Annotated in this window: 20 protein-coding genes and 1 tRNA gene; 12 read left to right on the forward strand and 9 right to left on the reverse strand. The window is 72.1% G+C overall.

Annotation, left to right across the window (positions count from 1 at the left end; genetic code table 11):
* Positions 1-393 precede the first annotated feature (393 nt).
* The 3 genes from ABZT49_RS34085 to ABZT49_RS34095 all read left to right on the forward strand — a co-directional run bounded on the left by ABZT49_RS34085 (position 394) and on the right by ABZT49_RS34095 (position 2531).
* The gene (locus tag ABZT49_RS34085) at positions 394-1536 is read left to right on the forward strand and encodes a GGDEF domain-containing protein (protein WP_355293027.1); all 1143 of its coding nucleotides are present in this window, start codon (positions 394-396) and stop codon (positions 1534-1536) included.
* A 166-nt stretch (positions 1537-1702) separates the two neighbouring features.
* Positions 1703-1990: a DUF4164 domain-containing protein gene (locus tag ABZT49_RS34090; RefSeq protein WP_109971275.1), complete on the forward strand. Its 288-nt coding sequence runs from the start codon at positions 1703-1705 to the stop codon at positions 1988-1990.
* Between the two features lie 160 nt (positions 1991-2150).
* Positions 2151-2531 carry a cell division protein ZapA gene (locus tag ABZT49_RS34095; protein ID WP_109971276.1) on the forward strand — a complete coding sequence of 127 codons (381 nt, stop codon included), beginning with the start codon at positions 2151-2153 and terminating at the stop codon, positions 2529-2531.
* Between the two features lie 12 nt (positions 2532-2543).
* Here the strand turns inward: ABZT49_RS34095 and ABZT49_RS34100 are convergent, their stop codons facing one another.
* The gene (locus ABZT49_RS34100; protein WP_355293029.1) at positions 2544-3527 is read right to left on the reverse strand and encodes a LacI family DNA-binding transcriptional regulator; all 984 of its coding nucleotides are present in this window, start codon (positions 3525-3527) and stop codon (positions 2544-2546) included.
* Positions 3528-3700: 173 nt separating this feature from the next.
* Between ABZT49_RS34100 and ptsP the strand changes: the two genes are divergently transcribed.
* The 5 genes from ptsP to ABZT49_RS34125 all read left to right on the forward strand — a co-directional run bounded on the left by ptsP (position 3701) and on the right by ABZT49_RS34125 (position 10784).
* Positions 3701-6247 (forward strand): phosphoenolpyruvate--protein phosphotransferase, encoded by a 2547-nt coding sequence (gene ptsP, locus ABZT49_RS34105; protein ID WP_355293031.1) that lies wholly within the window; start codon positions 3701-3703, stop codon positions 6245-6247.
* Positions 6244-7194 carry a 1-phosphofructokinase gene (pfkB, locus tag ABZT49_RS34110; RefSeq protein WP_355293033.1) on the forward strand — a complete coding sequence of 317 codons (951 nt, stop codon included), beginning with the start codon at positions 6244-6246 and terminating at the stop codon, positions 7192-7194. The genes ptsP and pfkB overlap by 4 nt, the downstream gene beginning before the upstream one ends.
* A gap of 243 nt (positions 7195-7437) precedes the next feature.
* Positions 7438-9159, forward strand: a complete 1722-nt coding sequence (locus ABZT49_RS34115; RefSeq protein ID WP_355293035.1) for a fructose-specific PTS transporter subunit EIIC — start codon at positions 7438-7440, stop codon at positions 9157-9159.
* A 146-nt stretch (positions 9160-9305) separates the two neighbouring features.
* The gene (locus tag ABZT49_RS34120; protein WP_355293037.1) at positions 9306-9977 is read left to right on the forward strand and encodes an autoinducer binding domain-containing protein; all 672 of its coding nucleotides are present in this window, start codon (positions 9306-9308) and stop codon (positions 9975-9977) included.
* 150 nt (positions 9978-10127) lie between these two features.
* A complete protein-coding gene (locus ABZT49_RS34125; protein ID WP_355293039.1) occupies positions 10128-10784 on the forward strand; it encodes an acyl-homoserine-lactone synthase in 657 nt (218 codons plus the stop codon).
* Positions 10785-10788: 4 nt separating this feature from the next.
* Here ABZT49_RS34125 and ABZT49_RS34130 read toward each other — a convergent pair whose 3' ends face one another.
* Positions 10789-11454, reverse strand: a complete 666-nt coding sequence (locus ABZT49_RS34130; protein ID WP_355293071.1) for a response regulator transcription factor — start codon at positions 11452-11454, stop codon at positions 10789-10791.
* Positions 11455-11855: 401 nt separating this feature from the next.
* Between ABZT49_RS34130 and ABZT49_RS34135 the strand changes: the two genes are divergently transcribed.
* Positions 11856-12506, forward strand: coding sequence for a methyltransferase domain-containing protein (locus tag ABZT49_RS34135; protein WP_355293041.1), 651 nt, complete (start codon positions 11856-11858; stop codon positions 12504-12506).
* 27 nt (positions 12507-12533) lie between these two features.
* Here the strand turns inward: ABZT49_RS34135 and ABZT49_RS34140 are convergent, their stop codons facing one another.
* A complete protein-coding gene (locus ABZT49_RS34140; protein ID WP_355293042.1) occupies positions 12534-13997 on the reverse strand; it encodes a carotenoid oxygenase family protein in 1464 nt (487 codons plus the stop codon).
* 81 nt (positions 13998-14078) lie between these two features.
* On the opposite strand from ABZT49_RS34140, the gene ABZT49_RS34145 reads away from it, so the two are divergent.
* Entirely contained in the window at positions 14079-14288 is a 210-nt protein-coding gene (locus tag ABZT49_RS34145) for a hypothetical protein (RefSeq protein ID WP_355293044.1), read from the forward strand.
* 538 nt (positions 14289-14826) lie between these two features.
* On the opposite strand, the gene ABZT49_RS34150 is transcribed toward ABZT49_RS34145, so the two are convergent.
* The 3 genes from ABZT49_RS34150 to ABZT49_RS34160 all read right to left on the reverse strand — a co-directional run bounded on the left by ABZT49_RS34150 (position 14827) and on the right by ABZT49_RS34160 (position 19666).
* On the reverse strand, positions 14827-15729 hold the full coding sequence (locus ABZT49_RS34150; RefSeq protein ID WP_355293046.1) for an aldo/keto reductase: 903 nt from the start codon (positions 15727-15729) through the stop codon (positions 14827-14829).
* 359 nt (positions 15730-16088) lie between these two features.
* Positions 16089-16163: transfer RNA gene (locus tag ABZT49_RS34155), tRNA-Gly, on the reverse strand.
* Between the two features lie 80 nt (positions 16164-16243).
* Positions 16244-19666, reverse strand: coding sequence for a DUF3971 domain-containing protein (locus ABZT49_RS34160; RefSeq protein ID WP_407943634.1), 3423 nt, complete (start codon positions 19664-19666; stop codon positions 16244-16246).
* 275 nt (positions 19667-19941) lie between these two features.
* On the opposite strand from ABZT49_RS34160, the gene ABZT49_RS34165 reads away from it, so the two are divergent.
* Positions 19942-20406, forward strand: a complete 465-nt coding sequence (locus tag ABZT49_RS34165) for a peroxiredoxin (RefSeq protein WP_355293047.1) — start codon at positions 19942-19944, stop codon at positions 20404-20406.
* Between the two features lie 515 nt (positions 20407-20921).
* Positions 20922-22124 carry a M23 family metallopeptidase gene (locus tag ABZT49_RS34170; RefSeq protein WP_355293049.1) on the forward strand — a complete coding sequence of 401 codons (1203 nt, stop codon included), beginning with the start codon at positions 20922-20924 and terminating at the stop codon, positions 22122-22124.
* A gap of 10 nt (positions 22125-22134) precedes the next feature.
* Here the strand turns inward: ABZT49_RS34170 and ABZT49_RS34175 are convergent, their stop codons facing one another.
* The 3 genes from ABZT49_RS34175 to secG form a co-directional block, all read right to left on the reverse strand.
* On the reverse strand, positions 22135-22350 hold the full coding sequence (locus ABZT49_RS34175; RefSeq protein ID WP_355293051.1) for a DUF2934 domain-containing protein: 216 nt from the start codon (positions 22348-22350) through the stop codon (positions 22135-22137).
* 173 nt (positions 22351-22523) lie between these two features.
* A complete protein-coding gene (locus tag ABZT49_RS34180) occupies positions 22524-24152 on the reverse strand; it encodes a CTP synthase (protein WP_355293053.1) in 1629 nt (542 codons plus the stop codon).
* Positions 24153-24300: 148 nt separating this feature from the next.
* Positions 24301-24750: a preprotein translocase subunit SecG gene (gene secG, locus ABZT49_RS34185; RefSeq protein ID WP_355293055.1), complete on the reverse strand. Its 450-nt coding sequence runs from the start codon at positions 24748-24750 to the stop codon at positions 24301-24303.
* Between the last annotated feature and the right edge of the window lie 186 nt (positions 24751-24936).

Below are 24936 nucleotides of genomic sequence, written 5' to 3' on the forward strand. Positions count from 1 at the left end.
CGCCGGCCGTCCCGGCGGGGACGGCACTGGCGGGGAGCACGGGAAGCGTCACGGCGGCTCGTAACTCTGTCAATCCGCCGGCGACAACCGCCCGGCGGGGGCGCCGGCTTCCTATCATGGCGCCGGGAGGTGTCAAACCCGGACGGGGCTTTGGGGAAAACCCTCCTGTTCGCGGTCGCGATCCGGCAGCATCGCGCGGATTCTTCATCGGATGACACCGCGTTCTCGCACGTGATCGTCATCCGCTCGCGGTGTCGACGCCGCCGATACGGATGCGGAACATCGCGTGGGAGACCTTTAACCATGCTCGCGCAACGGGCAGGAGACAGCCGTGCCCGTAAAGAAGATTGCATTCACCGACCTGTATGCCGAGAGGCATAGGTGACGACAACGATGCAGATCGATCTTCACACCCTCTATTGCCTGATCGTGGGCACGGTGCTGGTCGCCGGCGCGACGATGCTGTGGGAGCGCCAGGCCCAGCCGCGGCGGGCCCGCGAGCTCGGAATCTGGGCCGGCGCCTTCCTGGCCTTCGCGGCCGGCCTCGTCGTGGCGATCAACCGGACCGCCCTGCCGGGCGTCCTGGGATCGGCGCTCGCCAACCTGCTGATCGTGTCCGGCTACCTGATGGTCCTGCACGGCGTCGCCCTCCTCGACGGGCGGGCGCGGCTGCGCCTGCCGCTCGCCGTGCTGGTCGGCCTCGCCCTCCTGTGGGCCACGGTCGGGGTGCACGCGCCCGGCATGCTCTGGAACTATCTCGGCTCGCTGCCGATCGCGCTGGCCTGCGGGCTGACCGCCTGGCGGCTCCTGCGCAGCCGCACCGCCCGGACCTTGCGCGCACGGCAGGTCGCGGTCGCGGTGGCGGGCGGGCACGCCCTGTTCTACCTCGTGCGGGGGGTCGCGACGCCCGCCCTCGTGGCGATCTACGGCGAGGCGCTGCTGCCGATCTTCGGCAAGGTGACGATGTACGAGGGCGTGCTCTACTCCGTCGCGATGCCGATGGGGCTGATCGCGCTGGTGCGCGAGGAAGCGCAGGCGCAGGCCGTCGCGGCCTCCCGCACCGACCACCTCACCGGCCTACAGAACCGCCACGGCTTCTTCGAGGACGGGGAGCGGCTCCTCGCCGCGCGCCCCGCCGCGCTGCTGGCCTTCGACCTCGACCACTTCAAGGCGATCAACGACCGCCACGGCCACGCCGCCGGCGACGCGGTGCTGCGGCTCTTCGCCGACACCGCCCGCCGGGCCGCCGGGCCGGACGCGCTCGTCGCCCGGCTCGGCGGCGAGGAATTCGCCGCCCTGCTGCCGGGGCTCGACGTCGCCGCGGCGCGGCAGGTCGGCGAGGGCGTCGCCCGCCGCTTCGCCGAGGCGGCGCTCGACCGCGCCGGACCCGGCATCCCAGCGACCGTCAGCATCGGGCTCGCCGCAGCGTGGGCCGAAAGCCGTGATCTCCCTGCCCTGCTCTCGGCCGCCGACCGCGCCCTCTACCGGGCCAAGGCCGCCGGGCGGAACCGGCTCGAGGTGGCGGCGGCGGCCTGATCGTCCCCGCACTCCCCGTTATCCCCGCCCTCACCCGGGCGGCATTCCCGTTCGCGCCGGACCGGCCGGCACGGCGATTGCGACGCGGGCCCCGGACCTTTAGGATTTCGGCCGAGTATCCGTGGTTTCAGTCGGCGTTCGTCGCGGCGTTTTTTCGGAGGTGAGCATGACCGCAGCGGTGGAGGAAGCGCTGCGCCGCCTCGAAGCCTCGGTGGCCCTGCTCGAATCCGCGGTGGCGCGCCGGCTCGACGCGGAGCGCAGCCACAGCGACCTCGAGACCGAGCTGGAGATCATGCGCGACGACCGGGCCCGGCTCGCGGCGGAGCTCGACGGCGCCACCGCCCGCCTCGCCGAGATGCAGTCGGTGACCGAGGACGTCGACCACCGCCTCGGCCGCGCCATCGGCACCGTCGAGGGCGTGCTCGGCCGCACCGGCGAGCGGGGCGAGGGCTGACGGTCCTGATTCCGCGTTTCATGCGTTCGATGAGGGCATTCGTGCCTAGAGCACTTCACGATCGCGCTGCAATCGCGAAGCTCTCTAGGTCTCTGATATTGCCGCATTTTCTGCGACGAACCGGCATCCACTTCGTCGGAAAATGCTCTAAGGTGACCCCATGCCTCAAGTGACCGTCACCATCGCCGGCAAGACCTACCGCATGGCCTGCGGCGAGGGCGAGGAGCGCCACCTCGAAGGGCTGGCCGCGAGCTTCGACGCCCGGATCGGCGACATGCGCAAAGCCTTCGGCGAGATCGGCGACATGCGCCTGCACGTGATGGCGGCGCTCACCCTCGCCGACGAGCTGGCCGAGACCAAGCGCCGGATGGAGGCGATGGAGCGCGAGACCGCATCCTTGCGCGAATCCACCGATGCCGGCAGCGCCGAGCGCGAGGCCTCCGAGGCGCGCCTCGCCGAGACCGTGCAGCGCACGGCGGAGCGGATCGAGCGGCTGGCGCGGCGCCTGGGGCCGGTGCCGGGAGGCGCGCAGGGCGGCTGAGGCCGCCCGCGATCACCGCCGCGCCGTCGAGCCCCGGGCGATCAGCCGCCCGCTGAGCACCACCTTGCGCACCGGCTGGCCGGGGGTCTTCAGCCGGTCGAACAGCAGTCCGATCGCCTGGGCGCCGATCTCGGCGACGGGCTGCTCGATCACCGTCAGGCCGGGCTCGACCAGCTCGGTCCAGGGCTCGTTGTCGAACCCCGCGAGCGCGATCCCACCGGGCCAGGCGACGCCCGCCGCGCGGGCCGCCCGCACCGCTCCCATCAGGATCAGGCCGTTCGAGACGATCAGCGCCTCGGGTCTCGCCGGCTCGGCGAGCCAGCGCGCCACCTCTCCTTGCGCCGGCTCGGCGTCGGGCGGCACGTTGCGCATCTGCGGTGCAAGCCCGTGCCGGCGCATCGCCGCGAGATAGCCGTCGCGGCGCTCCTCCGCGGTCGAGCTGGTGGAACCGAACAGGCCGGCGATGCGGGAATAGCCCTGCTCCACCAGGTGGTCGACCAGGGCCGCGCCCGCCGCCACGTTGTCGAGCACCACCCCGTCATGGCCGCCGGGCGGTCCGGTGCGGTCGATCAGCACCAGGGGGAAGGAAAAGTCCTCCGGCCGCAGCCGCTCGGCGGTGCGGCGGGTCGGCGCGAAGACGACGCCGGTGACCCGCTCCTCCTGCATCAGGCGCAGGTACAGGGCCTCGCGCTCGGCATCCTCGCCGGTGTTGCACAGGATCAGCCGCATCCCGGCCTGGTAGGCCGCGTCCTCGACCGCCCGGCTGACCGCGGTGAAGAACGGGTTGCGGATGTCGGCGACGATGAGCCCGATGGTCTGGGCCGATTGCGAGCGCAGGCGGCGGGCCGACAGGTTCGGGCGGTAGCCGGTCGCCCGCACCGCCGCCTCGACCTGCTCGCGCAGGGCGTCGCTGACCGGGCCCTTGCCCAGCGCCCGCGACACGGTCGCGGTGGAAACGCCCGCCGCGCGGGCGACGTCACGGATGCCGACGGTCATCGCCTCGAAAACGTTTTCAGCCTCGTTACACCTGTTGTGACAGCCGGACGCGCCCTGTGCAAGTCCTGACACTGACCGTGACGCGGGCGAGCCGCAGATTGCCGCTTGACGCGACGACTGAAAACGTTTTCATAGGCACCAAGGAAAACCCGAACGCTTTCCGGGAGGAAGCCATGCTCGCGCCGACACCGCCGCTGACGCCGCGCGTCCTGATCCGCACTGCCGCCGCGCCCGCGACCAAGGAGGCTGCCATCCGCGAGGCGGCCCAGCTCCTCGTCGCCGCCGGCTGCATCGACCCGGCCTACGAGGCCAGCATGCTGCGCCGGGAAGAGGTGGCCAACACCTATCTCGGCCACGGCGTCGTGATCCCGCACGGCATGGTCGACGATCGCGCTCTGGTGCGCGAGAGCGGCCTCGCCGTGCTCCAGGTGCCCGGCGGCGTCGCCTGGCACGACGGGCAGGACGCCCACCTGGTGGTGGCGATCGCCGCCCAGTCCGACACCCACATCACGGTCCTGCGCCGCCTCACCCGGCTGATCCAGGACGAGGCCCGGCTCGAGCGCCTGCGCACCACGACCGACGCCGCCGAAATCGCCGCGGCGCTCGCCGAGGACGCCGCCGCCCCCGGCAGCGCCGGCCCGGCCGCCGACCTCGCCCAGAGCTTCGCCTGGACCGTCGACTACCCCACCGGCCTGCATGCCCGCCCGGCCTCGTCCTGGGTCGAGGCGGCCCGCACCAGTCCCGCCCGGATCCAGGTCCGCCACGGCGCCGAGGTGGCGGATGCCAAGAACCTGATCTCGCTGCTCCAGCTCGGCCTGCGCGCCGGCGACGAGGCGGTGATCTCCGCCGAGGGCGACGACGCGCCGGCGGCGCTGGCCCGGCTCAAGGCCGTGGTCACCGGCCTGTCGGCCGGCGAGAAGGCGGCGGCCGCCCGCGCGGCGGAGGCCGCCGCCAGGGCCGCCGCTCCGGTCGCGGGCTGGAACCCGACTGACGCCTGCCAGGTGATCCCCGGCATCGGCGCGAGCCCGGGCCTCGCCATCGGGCCGATCCACGTGCTCGGCCCCACCGAGGTCGCGGTGCCGGACGAGCCCGAGCCGCTGACCCGCGGCGGCGACCGGCTGCACGCGGCGCTCGAATCGACCACGGCCCAGCTCAAGGCCCTCGCCGACGATACCGGCCGGCGCCTCGGCAAGGCCGATGCGGGGATCTTCAAGGCGCAAGCCGACCTCATCGCCGACACCGACCTGATCACGCTGGCCTGCCAGCTGATGGTCGAGGGCCACGGCGTCGCCTTCGCGTGGAACCAGGCGGTGGAGCGGATGGCCGGCCAGCTCTCGGCTCTGGGCAACCCGGTCCTCGCCGCCCGCGCGGCGGATTTGCGCGACGTCGGCCGGAGGGTGCTGGCCCAGATCGACCCCGCGCTCCGGTCCGGCCACGCCCTGCCGGACGAGCCCTGCATCCTGCTCAGCCCCGACCTCGCCCCCTCCGACACCGCCGGGCTCGATCCCACCCGGGTGCTCGGGCTCGCGACGGCGCAGGGGGGCCCGACCTCCCATACTGCGATCCTCGCCCGGACGCTGGGCATCCCCTCGGTGGTCGCGGCGGGTCCCGGCCTGCTCAGCCAAGCCGCGGGCCGGCGCGCGATCCTCGACGGCACCACCGGGCGGCTCTACGTCGACCCCAGCGAGCGCGACCTCGCCTCGGCGCAGGCCTGGCGCGAGTCCCTGCGCGCCACGCAGGAGGAAGAGGCCCGCGAGCGCGGCCTGCCGGCCCGCACCCGCGACGGGCACGCCCTCGCCATCGGCGCCAACGTCAACACGCCCGACCAGGTCCCCTTCGCCCTGTCGCAGGGCGCCGAGGGCGTCGGCCTGATGCGCACCGAGTTCCTGTTCCTGGAGCGCGGCGACACCCCGGACGAGGACGACCAGTACGCCACCTACCGGGCGATGCTGGAGGCGCTCGCCGGCCGCCCGCTGATCGTGCGCGCCCTCGACATCGGCGGCGACAAGCAGGTGCCCCACCTCGCCTTGCCGAAGGAGGAGAACCCCTTCCTCGGCGTGCGCGGCGCCCGGCTGCTCCTGCGCCGGCCCGACCTGATGGAGCCGCAGCTGCGCGCCCTCTACCGTGCCGCGAAGGATTGCGTGCCGGCCGGCGCCCCGACCGGCAAGGACGCACCCCTCTCGATCATGTTCCCGATGATCACCTCGGTCCCCGAGGTCCTGGCCCTGCGCGAGGCCTGCGAGCGGATCCGGGCCGAGATCGGCGCGCCGGACGTGCCGCTCGGCATCATGATCGAGGTGCCGGCGGCGGCGATCCAGGCCGACGCACTGGCCGCTCACTGCGACTTCTTCTCGATAGGCACCAACGACCTGACGCAATACGCGCTCGCCATCGACCGCCAGAACACCGAGCTGGCGCCGGAGGCCGATTCGCTCCACCCGGCGGTCCTGCGCCTGGTGCGGATGACCTGCGAGGGCGCGAGCCGGCACGGGCGCTATGTCGGGGTCTGCGGCGGCATCGCCGGCGACCCGTTCGGGGCGGGGCTCCTCGCGGGCCTCGGCGTCCACGAGCTCTCGATGACCCCGCGCGACCTGCCGGCGGTGAAGGCGCGCCTGCGCGCCGCCTCGCTGTCCGAGCTGAAGGCGCTCGCCGACGAGGCCTGCGCGCAACCCGACGCCGCGTCGGTGCGGGCCCTCGACCGTTCGGAGACGCACCGGTGACCCGCATCCTCACCCTCACCCTCAACCCGGCGATCGACCGCACCGTCACCCTCGACCGGCTGGCGCCGGGCGAGGTCCACCGCGCTCGCGCGGTCCGCGACGATGCCGGCGGCAAGGGCATCAACGTGGCGAGCTGCCTCGCCGACTGGGGCGTGCCGGTCGCCGCCGCCGGGGTGCTCGGCTCCGGCAACGCCGCCGCCTTCGAGGCCCTGTTCGTCGCCAAGGGCATCGAGGACCGCTTCGTCTGGATGCCGGGCGAGACCCGCACCAACCTGAAGCTCGTCGATTCCGCCGGCACCACCGACGTCAACCTGCCGGGCCTCGCTCTCGAACCCGCGACCCTGCGGGCGGTGCGGGCGCTCCTCGCCGAGGCCGCCGGCCCGGACACGATCGCGGTGCTGGCCGGCAGCCTGCCGGCGGGCGCGGAGCCCGGCCTCTACGCCGCGCTGACGGCGGAGCTGAAGGCCCGGGGCGCCCGGGTGCTGCTCGACGCCTCCGGCCCGGCGCTCGCCGCCGCCCTCGCCGCCGAGGTGCTGCCCGACGCGGTCAAGCCCAACCGGCACGAGCTGGAGGAATGGGCCAGCCGCCCCCTCCCCGCTTTCGCCGACGTGGTCGCGGCGGCGCGCGGCCTGGTGGCGCGCGGAATCCCGCTCGTCGTGGTGTCGCTGGGCGCGGACGGCGCGGTGTTCGTGCGCGACGCCGAGGCGCTGCACGCGCTCCCGCCGGCCATGGCGGTGGCGAGCACCGTCGGGGCCGGCGACGCCCTGGTGGCCGGGCTGGTGGCGGGCCTGTGCGCCGATCTGAGCCTCGCCGACACCGCCCGCCTGGCGCTGGCTTTCGCCGCCGGCAAGCTGACCCGGGCGGGGGCCAACCTGCCGGGGCGCGAGGCGGTCGAGGCGATCGCGAGGGATATCGCGGTTCGCGCGCTCCCCGCAGAGCAAAGCTGAGCCACCAGAATCGTCGGTCTACCCGACCCCGTTCCACCCCTCCGGGTCATCCCGGGGCTCGCCAAAGGCGAGAGCCCGGGATCCAGAACCGCTAGTGGTACAGAATAAGGCGAGCAACGGTCCGTCTTATCCTTTTCCAGCTGTGTGTCTGGATTCCGGGCTCCGCTTCGCGGCCCCGGAATGACGGAGAGGGTTTCAACACTCGAAGCCGGATCAACCACAAGACTTCAGGAGGAACACCCCATGACCCACTTGGTGGCCGTCGTCGGCGGCGGCGATCTCAGCACCCACGCGGTGCTGGCGGCCGAGGCCCTGCGCAGGGCGGCGGGACGGCGCAACCAGCGCCTCGACCTCGAACTGCGCGGCCGCGGCGCGACCGGCGCCCCCTTGAGCGAGGGCGCGATCCAGGGCGCCGACGCGGTGCTCCTCGTCGGCACCGGCGATCTCGGCGAGGGCCGGTTCAGCGCTCTGAGCCGCGCCAAGGCGGCGATCGAGGACGTGCTCACCGACGTCGACGGGGTGATCGACCGGGCGCTCGCGGGCAGAAGCCCCGGCGCGAGGCCGGGCGCTGCGCCGGAGACGAGCGGGCCCAAGCGCATCGTCGCCATCACCTCCTGCCCGACTGGCATCGCCCACACCTTCATGGCGGCGGAAGGCATCCAGGCCGCCGCGCAGGCGCTCGGCCACGCGGTGCGGGTCGAGACGCAAGGCTCGGTCGGCGCCCGCGACGCGCTGACGCCGGACGAGATCGCGGCGGCCGACATCGTGCTGATCGCCGCCGATACCGGGGTCGATCGCGGGCGCTTCTCCGGCAAGCGGGTCTACGCCACCACCACCAAGGCGGCGATCCGCGACGGCAAGGGGCTGATCGCCACCGCCCTGAAGGACGCCGAACTCCAAGGAGCGCAAGTCGCCGATTCCGGCCCCGCCCGCCCGGCCGCCGCCGAGACGAAGGCCGGCGCCTACAAGCACCTGATGACCGGCGTGTCGTTCATGCTGCCCTTCGTGGTGGCGGGCGGCCTGCTGATCGCGCTGGCCTTCGCCTTCGGGGGCATCGACGCGATGTCGCCGGAGAACAAGGGGAGCTTGGGCTTCGCGCTGGGCGAGATCGGCGCCAAGGCGGCCTTCGCGCTGATCGTGCCGGCGCTCGCCGGCTACATCGCCTACTCGATCGCCGACCGGCCGGGCATCGCCCCGGGGATGATCGGCGGCATGCTGGCGGCGAACCTCAACGCCGGCTTCCTCGGCGGCATCGTGGCGGGCTTCATCGCCGGCTACACCGTGTCCTTCCTGAGCCGCACGATCCGGCTGCCGAAGAACCTGGAGGGCCTCAAGCCCGTCCTGATCCTGCCGCTCCTCGGCACGCTCGTGACCGGCCTCCTGATGGTCTACGTCGTCGGCGTTCCGGTGGCGGCGTTGCTCGCCGCGCTCACCGGCTGGCTCAAGGGCATGCAGGGCGCGAGCGCGCTGCTGCTCGGCCTGATCCTCGGCGCCATGATGGCGGTCGACATGGGCGGGCCAATCAACAAGGCGGCCTACGCCTCCTCCGCCGCGCTGATCTCGTCGGGCATCTACGCCCCGATGGCCGCCGTGATGCTCGCCGGCATGACTCCGCCGCTCGGCATCGCGCTGGCCACCCGGCTCTTTCCCGGCCGCTTCAGCGAAGCCGAGCGCGAGGCCGGCAGCGCCGCGGCGGTGCTGGGCGCGGCCTTCATCACCGAGGGGGCGATCCCCTTCGCGGCCGCCGACCCCTTGCGGGTGATCCCGGCCCTGGTGGCCGGCTCGGCAGTGGCGGGCGCCCTGTCGATGACCCTCGGGGTGGCGCTCCGCGTCCCCCATGGCGGCCTGTTCGTGCTGCCGATCCCGAACGCCATCACCCCGGTGCTCGGCGCCGTGGTGGCTCTCGTGGCCGGCACCGTCATCACGGCCGTGCTGGTGGGCGTGCTCAAGAAGCGGGCGGCCTGACCGGCCGCCGTCCCGCGGCGACGATCCGACACGGTCTCGGCAATCCCGATCGTCGCCGCCCGCAACATTTCCTGATAGACGAGGAGGCTCGCCCGCGATCCCGCGGGTCGTTGCTTGACCTGTGTCGGAATGGACTACGCGGCAACATGACGGTGATCGGGCAGGTCACGCTGGACCTGGTCCAGGCGATGAAGGCGGCACACAGCACGGCCGAGGTCGTGGCGATCCTGACCCGCGCCGGCGGGATCTTCGGCTACGAGCACTTCGCCATCGCGGGCCTGCCGCAGACAACCGGCGAGACCCTGCCCGACCGGCTGCTGCTGATGCACTGGCCGGCGGAATGGGCGGAGCGCTACGTCGCGCGGGATTACGTCCGGCACGATCCGGTGGTGGCGCATGTGCGGCGCACCACCGCGCCGTTCCTGTGGTCGGAGGTCGCGATCGAGCACGGCGCGGTCCTGGCCCGGCGGATCATGGACGAGGCGCGCACCTTCGGCCTCGGCGACGGCTTCTGCGTGCCGATCCACGACGTCGACGGCACCGAGAGCGTCGCCTCGTTCGGCGCGCCGCGGATGGACCTGTCGGAGGAGGCCGGGGCCGGGCTGCACCTCCTGGGCATCTACGCCCACCTCGCCTCGCGCCGCCTCGGCCCGGCCGTGCCGGCCACGCCCACCCGCCCGGGCGGGGCGACACCTTGCCGGACGCGCGACGTCGCGTGCCGCGGGCGGGCGACCGCCGGCAGGACCGGCCGGGCAACGTCCGGGATCCCGTTCACGCCGCAGCGCGCGGTGGAGGTGTGCCGGGGATCGATCGTTTAGCGGCGCGACGGGGTGAAGACCCGTCCGCCGCGCGAGATCCCGGCCCCGACCAGGTCTTCAGCCCGACCTGGCGAACATCCCGTAAATTTACGGTCTATCTCATTCCAGTATCAAAGATCATGAGTGGCTCCACAGCAAGGAGCCCCGATCTTGATCACGATCATCGATCGCGACAACTATCGCGCCAGCGCAGAACTGCTCGACCGGATCTACTGCTTCCGTCACCGCCTGTTCGTCGAGACGATGCGGTGGGAGGCGTGCCGCAAGCCCGACGGACGCGAGCGGGACCAGTTCGACGGGCCGGACTGCATCCACGTCGCGGGGATCGACGGCGGCGAGGTCGTGTCATATTCGCGCCTGCTGCCGACGACCCGGCCGCATCTCCAGAGCCACGTCTACCCGCAGCTCCTCCAGGGCGCGACCGCCCCGTGCGGCCCGCGGATCTTCGAGTGGACCCGCTGCGGCGCCGCACCCTGGCGGCGGGCCTCCGCCACCGCGAAGGACCCGGTCGCCGGGCGCCAGTTCGTCGCGGTGGCCGAGCTGACCGGGCGGCTCGGCCTCGACGGCTACCTGATCCAGGCCCACCCGATCATGATCACCCACCTGGCGACGCTCGGCTGGGAGACCGAGCCCCTGGCGCTGCCGATGATCTACGACGGCAATCCCCTTGTGCCGTTCCTCGCCCGCTGGACGCCGGAGACCGCCGACACCACGAGGGCGGTGTTCGGGCTCCGCGGCACCGCCTACGACGTGCCGCGCGGCCTCGGCCGGGAGCCGCGCGAGGAGCGGACCTTGCGGGCTTCGTAAGAGCTTACTCGACCCCGGCCGGGGGCTTGAGCGTCGCGCCGATGCGCGAGGAGACGATCACCGCCTGGGTCCGGCTCTCGACGCCGAGCTTCTGCAGGATCGCCGAGACATGGGCCTTCACGGTCGCCTCCGAGACGCCGAGCTCGTAGGCGATCTGCTTGTTGAGCAGGCCCTCGGACAGCATCATCAGCACCCGCACCTGCTGCGGCGTCAGGGTGGCGAGGCGGCGCATGAGGTCGGCCGTCTCCTTGTCCTCGGAGGCCGACAATTCGATGTCCGGCGGCGACCAGTTGCCGCCGGCCAGCACCCGCCCGATCGCCTCGCCGATGCGGTCGACCTCGAGGGATTTCGGGATGAAGCCGGCGGCGCCGAAATCGAGGGCGCGGCGGATCACCACCGGGTCCTCGTTGGCCGAGACGATCACCACGGGGATCGCCGGGTGCTGCGCCCGCAGGTAGATCAGGCCGGAGAAGCCCTGCACCCCCGGCATCGTGAGGTCGAGCAGCACGAGGTCGATCTCGGGCTCCCGGTCGAGGATCGCCGTCAACGGCTCGAGCCCGCTCGCCTCGATGATCCGGGCGCCGGGCATGATCGCCGTCACGGCGCCGCGCAGCGCACCGCGAAAGAGCGGGTGGTCGTCCGCGACGACGATGGTGGTCTCGGAACCCAACGCACTCCCCGCCACGGCACCCGCGCTCCTCGGCGCTTCTCGGCCTACTTCTTTTGTCTCTATAGCTTTTTTGGCGGGGTTGAAACCGGAGGGTGTGCGTTCTCCACGCCGGCCCGGCCGTGGCCGAGTGCGCAGGGAGCCACGCCCGCGCCTCGGCGGTCTCCCGCACCCGAAAACCCGCATCCGAGCGGGACCGCCCGGCATGCATGGGCCGGCTCCTGCCGGCGTCGGGTCCCCAGCCCAGCTCCGGGACGGGTCCCGTCTGCGTCATCGTGCGAATGCGGCAACGTCGACGCCCGCACTGGGCGTTCGCCGGGCGCCCCCTACCCTCGCCTCGACCCGCAAGTCATGCGCCGCCCCTCGCGGCCGGCGCGCCGACCGGCCCGGAGGCGTACCCGACGATGGCCCAAAATCGACCGGACCAGGATCTTCCCGACCTGCCGCCGGAAGCCTTCGCGAAGCGCGACCGAACGCCCGATCCGCTGTTCTACGAACACCCCCGCTTCGTGACCCATATCGACGCAGCCGCGATCGCGGCGGTGACCGACCTGTACCGGGAGGTCGTCCCGGCGGGCGGCGACGTCCTCGACCTGATGTCGAGCTGGGTCAGCCACCTGCCGGACGAGATCGCCTATGCCAGCGTCGTCGGCCACGGCCTGAACGCCGCGGAACTCGCCGCCAACCCGCGGCTGACCCGGCGATTCGTACAGGATCTCAACGCCGCGCCGCACCTGCCCCTCGACGCGGCGAGCCTCGACGCCGCCCTGATCTGCGTCTCGGTGCAGTACCTGCAGCGGCCCGTGGCCGTCCTGTCCGAGGTCGCCCGCGTGCTGCGCCCCGGCGCCCCGGTGGTGGTCTCGTTCTCGAACCGCTGCTTCCCGACCAAGGCGGTGGCGATCTGGCATGGTCTCGATGTCGCGGGCCAGGTCCAGCTCGTCGGCCTGTATCTCGAACGCGCCGGCTTCACCCGCATCGAGGGATGGGCGCTGCGGCCCGAGGACAGTCCCGGCGACCCGATGACGGCGGTGATCGGCCGGATTCCGGCGGCCTGAGGAACCCGGGCCGGCCCCGCGCGGGCGTCACGGGGCGGCGGCCCCCGCCCTCTCGCCCGGAGCGCGGGCGGGGAACCAGTTGCCGTGGAAGCCCGGCGGGATCCGGTGCCCGAGGCGGATCGTGGCGACGGGCGGTGCCTCGAAGGTTCGCGCGTCGAGGATGACGCAATCCGTCGTGTCCCGCGCGGTGTCGATGACGAGCCCGACGAGCCAGCCCTCGTCCTCACCGGCCTCAGGGTTCGCCGGCACAAAGACGAACTCGCCCGGGATCCGGTCGGCCCCGAACTCGTGCACCAGGCGCTCGCCCGTCTCCAGGTCGTGCCGGTAGAGCTGCGTCGCCCCGGCGAGCTGCGTGTTGCCGTCGGCCGGGACGCTCACCGTGTAGAGGACGCGGTGGCGCTGCCCGAGGCGCCGCTCGTCGATGCGGGGGAATTCCTGCGCCGCCGGGTCTAGCACCCGCCGCGCGACGTGCCGGGTCGCGGGGTCGATCGTCCAGCGTTCGAGCCGGCCCGGGCCGTCGAACCCGCCCCCAGCCGCGGTGAACACCGTGTCGTAGGCGACGACGTCGAGGATCACCCGACCGTCGGCCTCGTCGTAGGCGTTGGCGGCGTGGAACACGAAGCAGGGCTCGACCGCGCACCACAGGATGTCGGCGCCGTCGCCCCGCCTGGGCAGCAGGCCGACCCGGGCCCGGTGGCGGGGATTCCAGCGGAACGGGAAGCGGTAGCCGGCGAGCAACGCCGCGAACGAGAACGTGACCGGCAGGTCGAGCACGATCGCGAAGCGCGCCGTGATCGCGCAGTCGTGGATGCAGGGGCCGTGCTCGACCGCCACGGCCATGTCCCGCACGACCTGCCCGGCCGGCGAGAGGACGACGTGGCGGACGCGGTTCCAGACGCGGCCGTCATAGGCGATCGCGTGGGTCTCGCCGGTCAGCGGGTCGCGGTGCGGATGCCCGGTGAAGGACCCGGCGAGCGTCCCGTCGAACGGGTTGTAGCGCTGGTCGTCCAGGGTTCGCGAGAGCTCGACGGGAGTGCTGCCGGCCTCGACGACCGCGAAGACCCGGCCGCCGATCTCGACGACGTTGGTGTTGACAGTATCGTTGCCGCCCCGCCGCGGTCCGGGGGCGGCCGGCCGTCCGAGCGCCGCGGCGGCGTGGCGCGAGCCGATCCAGCGGTTGCGGTACCACAAGGCTCGGCCGCCCCCGATCGCGAGACCGTGCACCATGCCGTCGCCGAGGAACCAGTCGTGGCCCCGCCTCGCCGGACGGGCGGGATTGGCCCCCATCTTGAGGTAGAGGCCGTCGAGGCCGGGCGGGATCGTCCCGGTGACGGGCAGGTCCTGCAGCGTCAGTTCCTCGCGCATCGGTTCGTGGATTCCGACCACGAAGGGGTTGCGCGCGCCGGGCAAGCGCAGCCGGTTGCAAGCCGCCCACAGGCCGACGCCGACCTCGGCGGCGGCGCGGAAAGCCGACCGGATGCGATTCGACATCGATGGCGCTGCGCAGGAACCGGACTTGTTCATGGAGATTGGCTTGCCGGGCCGGCGCGCAGGCTGGCCGGTAGGATGATCATGTCCGAAGATACCGAAAAGCACCGCGCCTTGCTCAGTGCCCTCAGGGACGCAGCGGGCAAGCGCGACGGCTCTTTCGAGCAGGCCGTCACGAAAGCCTTCGAGCACGTCTTCGACCATCTCGGACGCCTGAACGATCACGTCTCCCTCGGGGGTCCCGATGGCGGCGACCCCCAGTTGAAGCCCGGTGAATCGCCGACCCTGCGGTAGGTGCGGGACACGGTCCGGGCGGCCCGGTAGCGACACGGCCCCGGCCGGAAGGCCGGCCCCGCGAGGGCCGAAGCCGGGGTTTGCCGCATGACGGCTCGCGTCGTGCCCAGCGCATCGATGCCGATCCGCATGACGGCCGTGTTGCCTGTCCGCAGCACGCCGGCCGCATCGGCGACCACGTTGGGGCGCCCCGCGAAGGCGCACCCGACAACGCCGACCCCGCCGAAGAGCACGAGAGACCCCGGGATGCGATGTTCGATGGCGATCACGGTCATGACGGCAGGGGCACAAGGCAGATCGCGCGTGGATGCCAATCGGCATCAGTTGCTCACCGGCATCGCGATGTTCTAGCGCACTTCACGATCGCGTTGCAATCGCGAAGCTCTCTAGATCTTTGATTTTGCCGCTTTTTCTTCGACGAACCGGTGTCCACTTCGTCGGAAAATGCTCTAGAGGATGAAACCTGCTCGCGAAATCTGTCCGCCGATGCCGTTTCGAATAACGAATTACTATTTAGACGTGGGATTCCGACGATGCGCTAGGCCGGGAAGGCCTGCTCCAATTGCCGCACGTCGTCCGGGTCCAGCGTCAAGGTCAGAGCCGCTGCGTTCTCGCGGACATGGGCGACCGAGCCGGACTCGGGAATGGTGATGACGCTTCCGGAACGCATCGCCCACGTCAGAGCCACGGCCGCCGGACTTGCACCCCGCGACGCGGCGATGCGCTGGACAATCGGGCTCCGCAAGACACTCGAGCCTTCGCCGCCGAGCGGTGAATAGGCCATGAGCGGCATGCGGTGCTGCACGCACCACGGCAGCACCTCGCGCTCGACCGTCCGGTCGGCCAAGCTGTAGGGCACCTGGTTGATCGCGCATCGTTCGCCGGCAGGGATGCGGTACAGCCGATCCAGATCGGCAACGCCGAAGTTCGAGACACCCCACCGCCGGATCTGACCGCCGGCCCGCAATTGCTCGAAGGCGCCGACGACTTCTGCCAGATCCTTCACGCGGTCGGGCCAGTGCAGCAGGTACAAGTCGAGATAGTCGGTACCGAGACGGGCGAGGCTGGCGGCGCAGGCGCCCTGGATGCCCGCCCGGGTCGCATGCGTGGGCCACACTTTCGAGACGAGGAAGACGCGATCGCGCCGGTCCTTGATCACGCGCCCGATCAGTTGTTCCGCGCGTCCGTCGCCGTAGATCTCGGCAGTGTCGATGAGCGTCATGCCGAGCGAGAGGCCGGTGCTCATCGCCTGTTCCTCATCGGCGAGGGGACGCCGTCCCTGGCCAAGACGCGCCGATCCCTGCCCCAGGGCCGGCACGACGGTGCCGTCGCTCAGGGAAACGGTTTGCGCGGTCGCGCTCACGGCCATGCGTGGCAGACCTGCGGCCGAGATCAGGCCCGCGCTGCAGGCGGCGAAGCGACGTCGCGTGATCGCGTTCATGGCGCTCTCCGACCTCAATGGTGGGTCGGACGAGCTTACACGTCTTCAGGACCATCAGGGATGGCGAACGAGCGCGCCCCTCCTGATCACGGAGAGCGACACCGTCGTGGAGGTGTCCTATCTCGCCGGCTCCGTGCAGGTGATCCCCCGCCCACCCCACCGTGATGATCGGTCGGAAGGCCAATCGGTCGTGGCTGATGCTCGGCGCGACGCTTACCGGCCTGATGATCAAAGGATCGGCCGAAAGGCGCGGAACAGACTTTGAACGAAGCAGGGGAACGGCGAGGAACACCGTGGGGAACATGGGGAACACCGGGGCCGCACAGCCCGAGAAAAGGTGTTCAGTTCCAAAAAGTTGATGGAGCGGGCGATCGGGATCGAACCGACGACATTCAGCTTGGGAAGCTGACGTTCTACCACTGAACTACGCCCGCGGTGGTCATCCTCATACGGGGTCGCTCCGGCGCTGTCCACCCCGAAATGCCGCGCTCGCGGGGCCGTCCGGCGCTCCGGGTCAGCGTTCCGTGCGACCGGATTGCGGGGCGTTGGGGTCGCCGCCGCCGGCGCCGAAGAGCTTGCGCAGGAAGCCCGGGGCGATCGCCGAGAGCGGGTTGACGCTGATGCTGGGGGCGCTCATCGCGCCGGCGACGCGGAAGTTGATGCCGAACAGGCCCTCGTTGTGGCCGCCGCCCAGGAGCGGGCCGAAGATCGGCACCTGCGAGACCACGTTGTTGAGGCCGTAGAGCGGCACGAAGGTGCCGGAGACGTCGGTGCGGTCCTTGGCCGTGTCGATCCAGCCGCCCAGGGTGAAGCCCATCGCCGGGCCGGAGATCGCGGCCTCCGCGAAGGCGACGCGGGTGCCGGTGCGCTGGAAGGCGGCGCGCAGGCGGTCGAAGCCGACGTCGTTGGCGTCGCTGCGCCGGTCCTCGCTCTCGCCCTGGGCCATGATCCGGCCGAGCGCCGGCTCGTTGCGCAGGGCGAAGGAGCGGATCTGCACCAGGCCCGATTGCGGCCCGTCGTTCAGGCCCATCTGCAGCGACAGGAACCCGCCCTGCATGCGCTTGTAGATGTCGAGGAAGCGCAGGGCCGCGCCGGCGTCGCTGGTCTCGGCATTGAGCACCGGCGGGCTGCCGCGGTCGGCCTTGGCCACTTCGAGGCTCACCCCGGCCGAGCGCAGGCGGCCCTGGATCCGGGCCTGGCGCAGGTCGTCGCCGCGCAGGGACAGCTTGAGGCTGGCATTGGTCAGCGCCTCCTCGTTGAAGCCGGTCAGGATCGCGAAGCTGAGATCGGCCTCGACGTCGCGGGCAGAGCCGTCCTTGCCCCCTTTGCGCGGCGGCGCGGTCAGCGCGCGCAGGAACGGCCGCGCATCGGCGACGCCGCCTTTGGCGCTGATCCGGTAGCCGTTGCCGGCGCGCTCGACCTGGGCGCGGATGTCGTCGCCCGGCGAGAGCTTGAGGCTGCTGAGGTCGGCCCGCTCGAAACCGCCCTCGGCGTTGAGCACGGCGCTGCCGCGCAGCTGCACCGACCCGGAATCGAGCGCGATGTCGCGCAGGTCGCTGCCCTGGCCGGTCTCGGTGAGGGCGAGCGTCAGGCGACCCGGCTTGCCGGCCGGCTTGGTCCAGCCCGGCAGGAGCCCGTCGATGCTGGCGCGGGCCAGATCGGCCTCGACCCGGACCGGATTCCTGCCCGGCCGGCCGATCGGCACGACGAAGCGGGCATTGACGGGCCCGGCGAGCTGGGGCGCCGTCGGCAGGCCCTTTCGGGCGCGCGCCGCGTCGTCGAGGGCGAGCGTCACCACCGCCTCGCCCGGCGCCCCGGCCTTCGGCTGGTGCAGGTCGACGGTGAGGGGAGCGCCGGCGAGCCGCCCGTCGCCCTTCAGGCTGAAGCCGTTGCGGTCGTAGGCAACCGCGAAGCGGCCGTTCTCGAGCTTCTCCTTGCCGACGATGCGCTCGGCCGCGACGTCGGTGAGGCTCCCGCTCAGGGTCACCGGCAGATCGCCGATATCGGGCACCGCCTCGAGGGAGAGGGGGAAGTCGATGCGCAGGTCGGCCTGGCCGCGCAGGGTGGCGGGGTCGAGCTCGGTGCCCGACAGCGAGCGGAAGAGCTTGGTCTGCAGGAGCGACGCGAGGGCGTCGGCCCCGCCCGTGAGGCGCAGGCCGATCTGGGCGGTCACGTCGTGCGGCACCGCGTCCTTGATGACGAAGGAGCCGTCCTGGAGGCCGAGCGCGCGGCCGTCCGTCATCCGGATCTCGGCCGTGGCCCCGCGGATGGTGGTGTTGCGCCCGGTGACGAGCCCGGACACCTTGGCGCGGGAGAGCGGCGGCGCGTCGTTGGAGATGGTGAGGCCGCCCTCGCTCACCGCGAAGGCGATCCGCACCGATGAATCGGGCATCGGCTCGCCTCGGGTGGCGGCGGCGAACTCGGCCATGGTCATGTCGACCAGGACGTCGAGGCTGTCGAGCCGGCCGGTGCGCAGGTTGTCGACGAGGTAGGTGCGGATCGGCGGCGCGACGTTCTCGGGCCACAGCCGCAGGGCCGCGCGCCCGTCGGTGCGGTCGGCGGTGATGCGCAGGGTGAGGCCGCCTTCGTCGGCCCGGGTGCCGACCGTGCCGCTGACCGTGCCGCGCACGGCGTCGCCCGACACGGTGAGGGCGTCGATCTGCACGCCGTCGTCGCGGCCCGTGAGGCGGGCATCGACCTTGGCGATCTTGACCGGGGCGTCGCCGGCGGTCGCGCCGCGCAAGGTCGCATCGGTGCCCGACAGGGCGGCCGTCCAGCCCGGCCCGGCGCCGTCCGGCCCCGCCACCCACTCGCCGGCGAGGCGCACCCGGTTGCCGGCGCCGCGGTAATCGAGGGCGTCGACCCTGAGGGCGCGGCGCGCCTCGTCCCAGGCGGCGTCGACCGTCACCGCCTCGATCGTCACCGGGTTGAAGTCCTTCTCCTCGATCAGGAGGTTGCCCTCGCTGGTGGCGAGCCGCAGGGTCATGCCGTCGAGGCGGGCGCCGTGCATCGCCACCTGGGCGCGGCCGGAGAGCTTCAGGTCGGTGGTCAGCGGCAGGCGCGACTGGCCGGTGAGCAACAGCAGGTCGGGGACCGGCAGGTCGTCGAGGGTGAGCACGCCGTGGCGGCCGCCGTCGGGCGCCTGCTCGACGTCGCCGCCGAAGCGCCAGGGCCCGTGCGGGCCGACGATGCGCATCTCGAACACCCGGGCCGGCCGCGTCGCGTCGCGGTTGAACAGCCCGTCGACCTTCGGGAAGACCACGCGCTCGGCGCCGGATTCGTCGAGCAGCGTCAGGCGGGCATTGGTCAGGCGGGCCCGGTCGAGGCTGCCGATCACGCCGGCCGGATCGAGCACCAGGCTCAGGATCGACGCCACCGTGGCCGAGACCGGCGACACGGTGCCGCGGGCCGCCACCACCGCCGGCGGGGTGTGGGGCTTGGCCGCGGCGGGATCGTTGGATGCCGCGAAGGCGATCGAGCCGTCATGGTGCAGGAGCGCCCGCAATTGCAGGTCGCGGAACTCGACCGAGCGGGCCTGGACCGACAGGCCGAGGAGCGACCACAGGTCGATGGCGACGACGGCCAGCGGCGCCCGCACCACGAGGTCGCCCTCCGGGTTGCGGATGTCGAGGCCGGTGGTGCGGAGCGCCAGCGCCCCGTCGCGGTCGATCTCGATGGCGCTGTCGCGCAGGTCGACGCTCCAGCCGGGCCCGAGCCGCTCGGCGATCCCCGCCGCCACCCGGGGCTCGAGCCAGGCGAAGCTCACCGGGCCGCTCGACAGGCGCAGGTAGGCGAGGCCGAGGCCGACGCTCAGCAGGATGACGGCCGCGAGCTTGAGGAAGAGCACGCCGCGGACGCAGGTCCGCAGCAGCGAGCGGGGCGCCGCCTTGATCCGCGCGGCGCAGGCGGCCGGGCCGTCGCCGCCCGGCTGCGTCACGGGGTCTGGTCCTGGTGTCGCTCGGCCTGTCGTCACGCGTGCGTCGCCACTCCGGGCGCCCTGCCGGGACGCCGCCACTTGAAGGCCTTGCGACCCGGAGCGCGAGGGCCACGCTGCCGGGCCGCGAGGCCGCCGATGATTGCCCGCTCCGGTGACCGGAGGGTAACGTCCTGCCGCTTATCCGTCGGGCGGCGCGCCCGGTCCCTCGCCCGCGGCTCGCGCCCTGCCCGCCTCCCTTGAGAGGCACACCATCAATCGGCCGAAAGGAAGGCACGATGGCGCTGAACCCGGGCGACCCCGCCCCCGATTTCACCCTGCCGGCGACCGGCGGCGCGACCCTGAGCCTCGCCGGCCTCAAGGGGCGCAAGGCCGTCCTGTACTTCTACCCCAAGGACGATACCAGCGGCTGCACCCTGGAGGCGCAGGCCTTCAACGGGCTCCGCGCGGCCTTCGCCGAGGCCGACACCGCGGTGATCGGCGTCTCGCCAGACCCGATGAAGAGCCACGACAAGTTCCGCGAGAAGTACGGGCTGGAATTCCCGCTCGCCTCGGACGAGACGAAGGCGATGCTCGAGGCCTACGGCGTCTGGGTCGAGAAGAGCATGTACGGCCGCAAGTACATGGGCGTCGAGCGCACGACCTTTCTGATCGACCGCGACGGGACGATCGCCAAGGTGTGGCAGAAGGTGAAGGTGCCGGGCCATGCCGACGCGGTGCTGGCGGCGGCGCAGGGGTTGTGAGGCGCACCGCAAACTCTCGTCGATCACGTTGCGGCGACGCTCGCTCGTCGAGCGGCACTCCCCTCTCCAGGCGATGCCGGGCTTGCCCGGTATCGCTGCAAGGTGTGGGAGACGGGCCGGGGGTGAGGGTGGCGCGCTTCAGTGTGAAGCGATGACCGTCGTGCTGGCAGCTCAACGACTCAGATCTATTCGGTACCGTCTCCACCCTCACCCCTACCCCTCTCCCACACCTTGGAGCGATACCGGGCAAGCCCGGCATCGCCAGGAGAGGGGATCCCGCGATTTTGCCATGATCCGATTTTGATTTGGTAGCGCCGGGCAGACGTTGCGTGAGCGCACCCGCGACACTGTCGCAGAGCTCATTTTCACCCTCATCCTTGAGACAATCTTAACCCTAACCCGCGACGGTCGCGGTCAGGTTACGGACCGTTGCGATGCTGTCTCTCCGCCCCTCGTCCCCCATCACCCCCCTCGCGTCGCCCGCGCTCCCGCACGGCGGTCCCGATCGGGTATGGGTGGTGGGGCGCAGGACCCTGGTGCTCGCGGCGCTGGCCTTCGCCGCCCTGTCCCTGTGGGCGGGCGCGGCGACGTGGTTCATCGTCTTTCGCGACGAGGCGCTGGCCCGGTTCATGGAGCGCCAGGGCGCGATGCAATACGCCTACGAGGAGCGGGTCAGCGCCCTGCGCGCCCGGCTCGACCGGATGGCGACGCAGAAGCTCCTGGAGCAGGACGGGGTCGAGACGCGCCTCGCCGACCTCGCCGGGCGGCAGGTCGCGCTGGAGAGCCGGCAGGCGATGCTGATGGGCCTCGCCGAGCAGGCCGGCGGTGCGGGCGACGACACTGGCGGGTGGGGCGGTGCCTGGCCGGCCCGGGACGCGAGGGCCGTGCCCTCCGCGATGCCCTACGCCCCGATGCCCGCTCCCGCCCCGCCACCGCCCCCTACGCCGGAGGCCCTGGGCCTGCGCACGGAGGCGGACAGTGTCGCGCCCTCGACGTCTCCCGCTCCCGCCCCATCCCCCGGGGTCACCCTCCGGATGGCGACGCTCGCCCACGCCCTCGACGGGCTCGAGGCGCGCCAGAGCCTGGCGATCGACCGGCTCGCCGCGGGCAGCCGCAGCGAGGCGGCACGCCTGCGCGAGGTGGTGGCGGAGACCGGGCTCGACGCGCGGCGCTTCGCGGCGATCCGCGGCGGCGGCATCGGCGGCCCGCTGGTGCCGGCCGAGGCGGGGCCGTTCGAGAGCGCCGTGCTCATGGCGCAGCGCGACCTCGGCGAACGCGACACCTTGCGCAGGATCGTCGGCGCGCTGCCGCTGCGGCGGCCGATGGCGAACGATCACGGCCTCTCCAGCACCTTCGGCTACCGGGCCGACCCGTTCACCCGCGGCCTCGCCATCCATACCGGCATCGACCTGCGCGGCGAGTACGGCGCCCCGGCGCGGGCCACCGCCGCCGGCACGGTGACCCAGGCGGATTACGCGGGCGGCTACGGCAACATGGTCGAGGTCGATCACGGCCACGGCCTCGTCACCCGCTACGCCCACCTGTCGGCGATCACGGTGGCGCCCGGCCAGGCGGTGGCGGCGGGCCAGATGGTCGGCCGGGTCGGCTCTACCGGCCGCTCGACCGGCACGCACCTGCATTACGAGACCCGGATCGACGGCGAGCCGGTCGATCCGCAGCGCTTCCTGCGGGCGGGGGCACGGCTGGCGGCGCGCTGATCCGGGGCGTCTATCCGCCGACCGTCTCGGTCGGCGCGGTCGCAGGCGTCGGGGCGGGCGCCTCGGTCCGAGCGTCCTCCGCCGCGTCGCGGCGGCTCTCCAGCTCGGCCCGCAATTCGCGCTCGGCGAGCAGCCAGAACTGGATCTCGTACCCGTCCGGGCGGTGGTTGCGCTCCCAGATGTCGTAGGCGCGGGCCCGGATTGCCGCCAGGGGTATCTCACGCATCACCGGTCCACCTCTCCCACGCGGGATCCCGCTTCGTGCCGGCGGGCCGCCTCGACGGGGCTCCTATACCGTGGGTCGGTATGAATGTCGCGAGGGATCGGCAGCGCGGGGCGCGTCTTCGCGCCCCGGCGACAACCTATGTTGGTCCGGACGGCACCGTCCGGATCGGGTCCTCAGACCAGCCGGCTCTGCTCGATCGCGGCTGCCACGAAGCTCTGGAACAGCGGGTGCGGCTCGAACGGCCGCGACTTCAGCTCCGGGTGGAACTGCACGCCGATGAACCACGGATGGCCCACCACCTCGACGGTCTCCGGCAGGAGCCCGTCCGGCGACAGGCCGGCGAAGCGCATGCCCCGGGCCTCCAGTCGCTCGCGATAGGCCATGTTGACCTCGTAGCGGTGGCGGTGGCGCTCGGCGATGCGGGTGCCGCCGTAGATCTTGGCGATCTGCGAATCCGGCGCCAGCGCCGCCGTGTAGGAGCCGAGCCGCATCGTGCCGCCGAGGTCGCCCTCGGCAATGCGGCGCTCCAGCTCGTTGCCGCGCATCCACTCGGTCAGCAGGCCGACCACCGGCTCCGGCGTCGGGCCGAACTCGGTCGAGTTGGCATCGGGAATGTCGGCCAGCGAGCGCGCCGCCTCGACCACCGCCATCTGCATACCGAAGCAGATGCCGAAATACGGGATCTTGCGCTCGCGGGCGTAGCGGGCGGCGCGGATCTTTCCTTCCGCCCCGCGCTGGCCGAAGCCGCCCGGCACCAGGATGCCGTTGAGGCCCTCCAGGAACGGCGCAGGGTCCTCGCGCTCGAACACCTCGGACTCGATCCACTCCAGGTTGACCTTGACACGGTTGGCGATGCCGCCGTGGCTAAGCGCCTCGATCAGCGACTTGTAGGCGTCCTTGAGGCCCGTGTACTTGCCGACGATGGCGATCGAGACCTCGCCCTCCGGGCTCTTGATCCGGCCGACGATGTCGTGCCAGCGGTCGAGCTTCGGCTCGGGGCTGGTCTCGAGTCCGAAATGCGCCAGCACCTCGCGGTCCAGACCCTCCTCCTTGTAGGAGAGCGGCACCTCGTAGATCGTGCCGACGTCCCGCGCCTCGATCACCGCCGATTCGCGCACGTTGCAGAACTGGGCGAGCTTGCGGCGCTCCTCGCGCGGGATCGCCCGGTCGCAGCGGCAGAGCAGGATGTCGGGCTGGATGCCGATCGAGCGCAGCTCCGCCACCGAGTGCTGGGTCGGCTTGGTCTTCAGTTCGCCCGCCGACGGGATGTAGGGGAGAAGCGTCAGGTGGACGTAGGCGCAGGTGCCCCGCGGCAGCTCCTGGCCGAGCTGGCGGATCGCCTCGAAGAACGGCAGGCCCTCGATGTCGCCGACGGTGCCGCCGATCTCGACCAGCACGAAGTCGTAGGCGTCGTTGCCGTCGAGGACGAATTCCTTGATGGCGTTGGTGACGTGCGGGATCACCTGGATGGTGGCGCCGAGATAGTCGCCCCGGCGCTCTTTGGTGATGATGTCGAGGTAGATCCGGCCGGTCGTGATGTTGTCGGCCCGCGTCGCCGGCACGCCGGTGAAGCGCTCGTAATGGCCGAGATCGAGATCGGTCTCGGCGCCGTCGTCGGTGACGAAGACCTCGCCGTGCTGCGTCGGGCTCATCGTGCCCGGATCGACGTTGAGGTAGGGGTCCAGCTTGCGCAGGCGGACCTTGTAGCCGCGGGCCTGGAGCAGGGCCGCGAGGGCGGCGGAAGCGAGGCCCTTGCCGAGCGAGGAGACCACGCCGCCGGTGATGAAAACATACCGCGTCATGGGACTTGCTCCATACACAGGCGTGGCCGGGTTGCCAAACGCCGCCAGCTCAACGGGGTCATGTCCGGGCGGCGGGGCCGGCCGGACTCACAGGTTTTTTGGTTGAGAGGGGCGGCGCGGGTGCGCCGCCGGACTCGGGAATTCAGGATCAGCGCGACTGCGGCGCCGCGGGGGCGGCCGGCGCGGCGGGAGCCGCCGGGGCGGCCGGCGCGGAACCTTGGTTCGGGGAGCCTTGGGCCGGGGCACCTTGGGTCGCGGGCGCGTCGCCCTGCTGCTGGCGCAGCTGGTCGAGGACGTTGCCGGCCGGCGGGGTGCCGGTCTGACCCGCCGGAGCGCGGGTGCCGGCACCGTCGAAGATCGAGCGCGGGCCGGCGCCCCGGTGCGACATGATGGCCAGGATCATGCTGGTGGTGAAGAACAGGGCCGCCAGGATCGCGGTGGCGCGGGTGAGCGCGTTGGCCTGGCCGCGGCCGGTCATGAAGCCCTGCGTGCCGCCCCCGCCACCGAGGCCGAGGCCGCCCTCGGAGCGCTGCAGCAGCACCACGCCGATCAGGGCGAGGACGATGATCAGGTGGACGACGATCAGGACGGTCTGCATCGGGCTTCCGGGCCGGCCCTCATCGGGCCGCCAACGTGGCAACGGCCGGCACGCGGACGCGTCCGGACCTCCAATTCCGGGCGCTCCTATACGAGAAGTGCGCCCGAGCCAAGGGTGGGGAGCGGAATGGAAGAGATGAAGAACCGTCCGATGCCGCGGCACAACCCTCCCCCTCTGCGGGGGAGG

It is taken from the genome of Methylobacterium sp. EM32 (assembly GCF_040593685.1).
Lineage (GTDB): Bacteria > Pseudomonadota > Alphaproteobacteria > Rhizobiales > Beijerinckiaceae > Methylobacterium.

Bases quoted from the DNA above. Each gene is read 5' to 3' on its own strand.
- ABZT49_RS34085 (WP_355293027.1), top strand. From the start codon at position 394: ATGCAGATCGATCTTCACACCCTCTATTGCCTGATCGTGGGCACGGTG.
- ABZT49_RS34090 (WP_109971275.1), top strand. From the start codon at position 1,703: ATGACCGCAGCGGTGGAGGAAGCGCTGCGCCGCCTCGAAGCCTCGGTG.
- ABZT49_RS34095 (WP_109971276.1), top strand. From the start codon at position 2,151: ATGCCTCAAGTGACCGTCACCATCGCCGGCAAGACCTACCGCATGGCC.
- ABZT49_RS34100 (WP_355293029.1), bottom strand. From the start codon at position 3,527: ATGACCGTCGGCATCCGTGACGTCGCCCGCGCGGCGGGCGTTTCCACC.
- ptsP (WP_355293031.1), top strand. From the start codon at position 3,701: ATGCTCGCGCCGACACCGCCGCTGACGCCGCGCGTCCTGATCCGCACT.
- ABZT49_RS34115 (WP_355293035.1), top strand. From the start codon at position 7,438: ATGACCCACTTGGTGGCCGTCGTCGGCGGCGGCGATCTCAGCACCCAC.
- ABZT49_RS34120 (WP_355293037.1), top strand. From the start codon at position 9,306: ATGACGGTGATCGGGCAGGTCACGCTGGACCTGGTCCAGGCGATGAAG.
- ABZT49_RS34135 (WP_355293041.1), top strand. From the start codon at position 11,856: ATGGCCCAAAATCGACCGGACCAGGATCTTCCCGACCTGCCGCCGGAA.
- ABZT49_RS34140 (WP_355293042.1), bottom strand. From the start codon at position 13,997: ATGTCGAATCGCATCCGGTCGGCTTTCCGCGCCGCCGCCGAGGTCGGC.
- ABZT49_RS34145 (WP_355293044.1), top strand. From the start codon at position 14,079: ATGTCCGAAGATACCGAAAAGCACCGCGCCTTGCTCAGTGCCCTCAGG.
- ABZT49_RS34150 (WP_355293046.1), bottom strand. From the start codon at position 15,729: ATGAACGCGATCACGCGACGTCGCTTCGCCGCCTGCAGCGCGGGCCTG.
- ABZT49_RS34165 (WP_355293047.1), top strand. From the start codon at position 19,942: ATGGCGCTGAACCCGGGCGACCCCGCCCCCGATTTCACCCTGCCGGCG.
- ABZT49_RS34175 (WP_355293051.1), bottom strand. From the start codon at position 22,350: ATGCGTGAGATACCCCTGGCGGCAATCCGGGCCCGCGCCTACGACATC.
- ABZT49_RS34180 (WP_355293053.1), bottom strand. From the start codon at position 24,152: ATGACGCGGTATGTTTTCATCACCGGCGGCGTGGTCTCCTCGCTCGGC.
- secG (WP_355293055.1), bottom strand. From the start codon at position 24,750: ATGCAGACCGTCCTGATCGTCGTCCACCTGATCATCGTCCTCGCCCTG.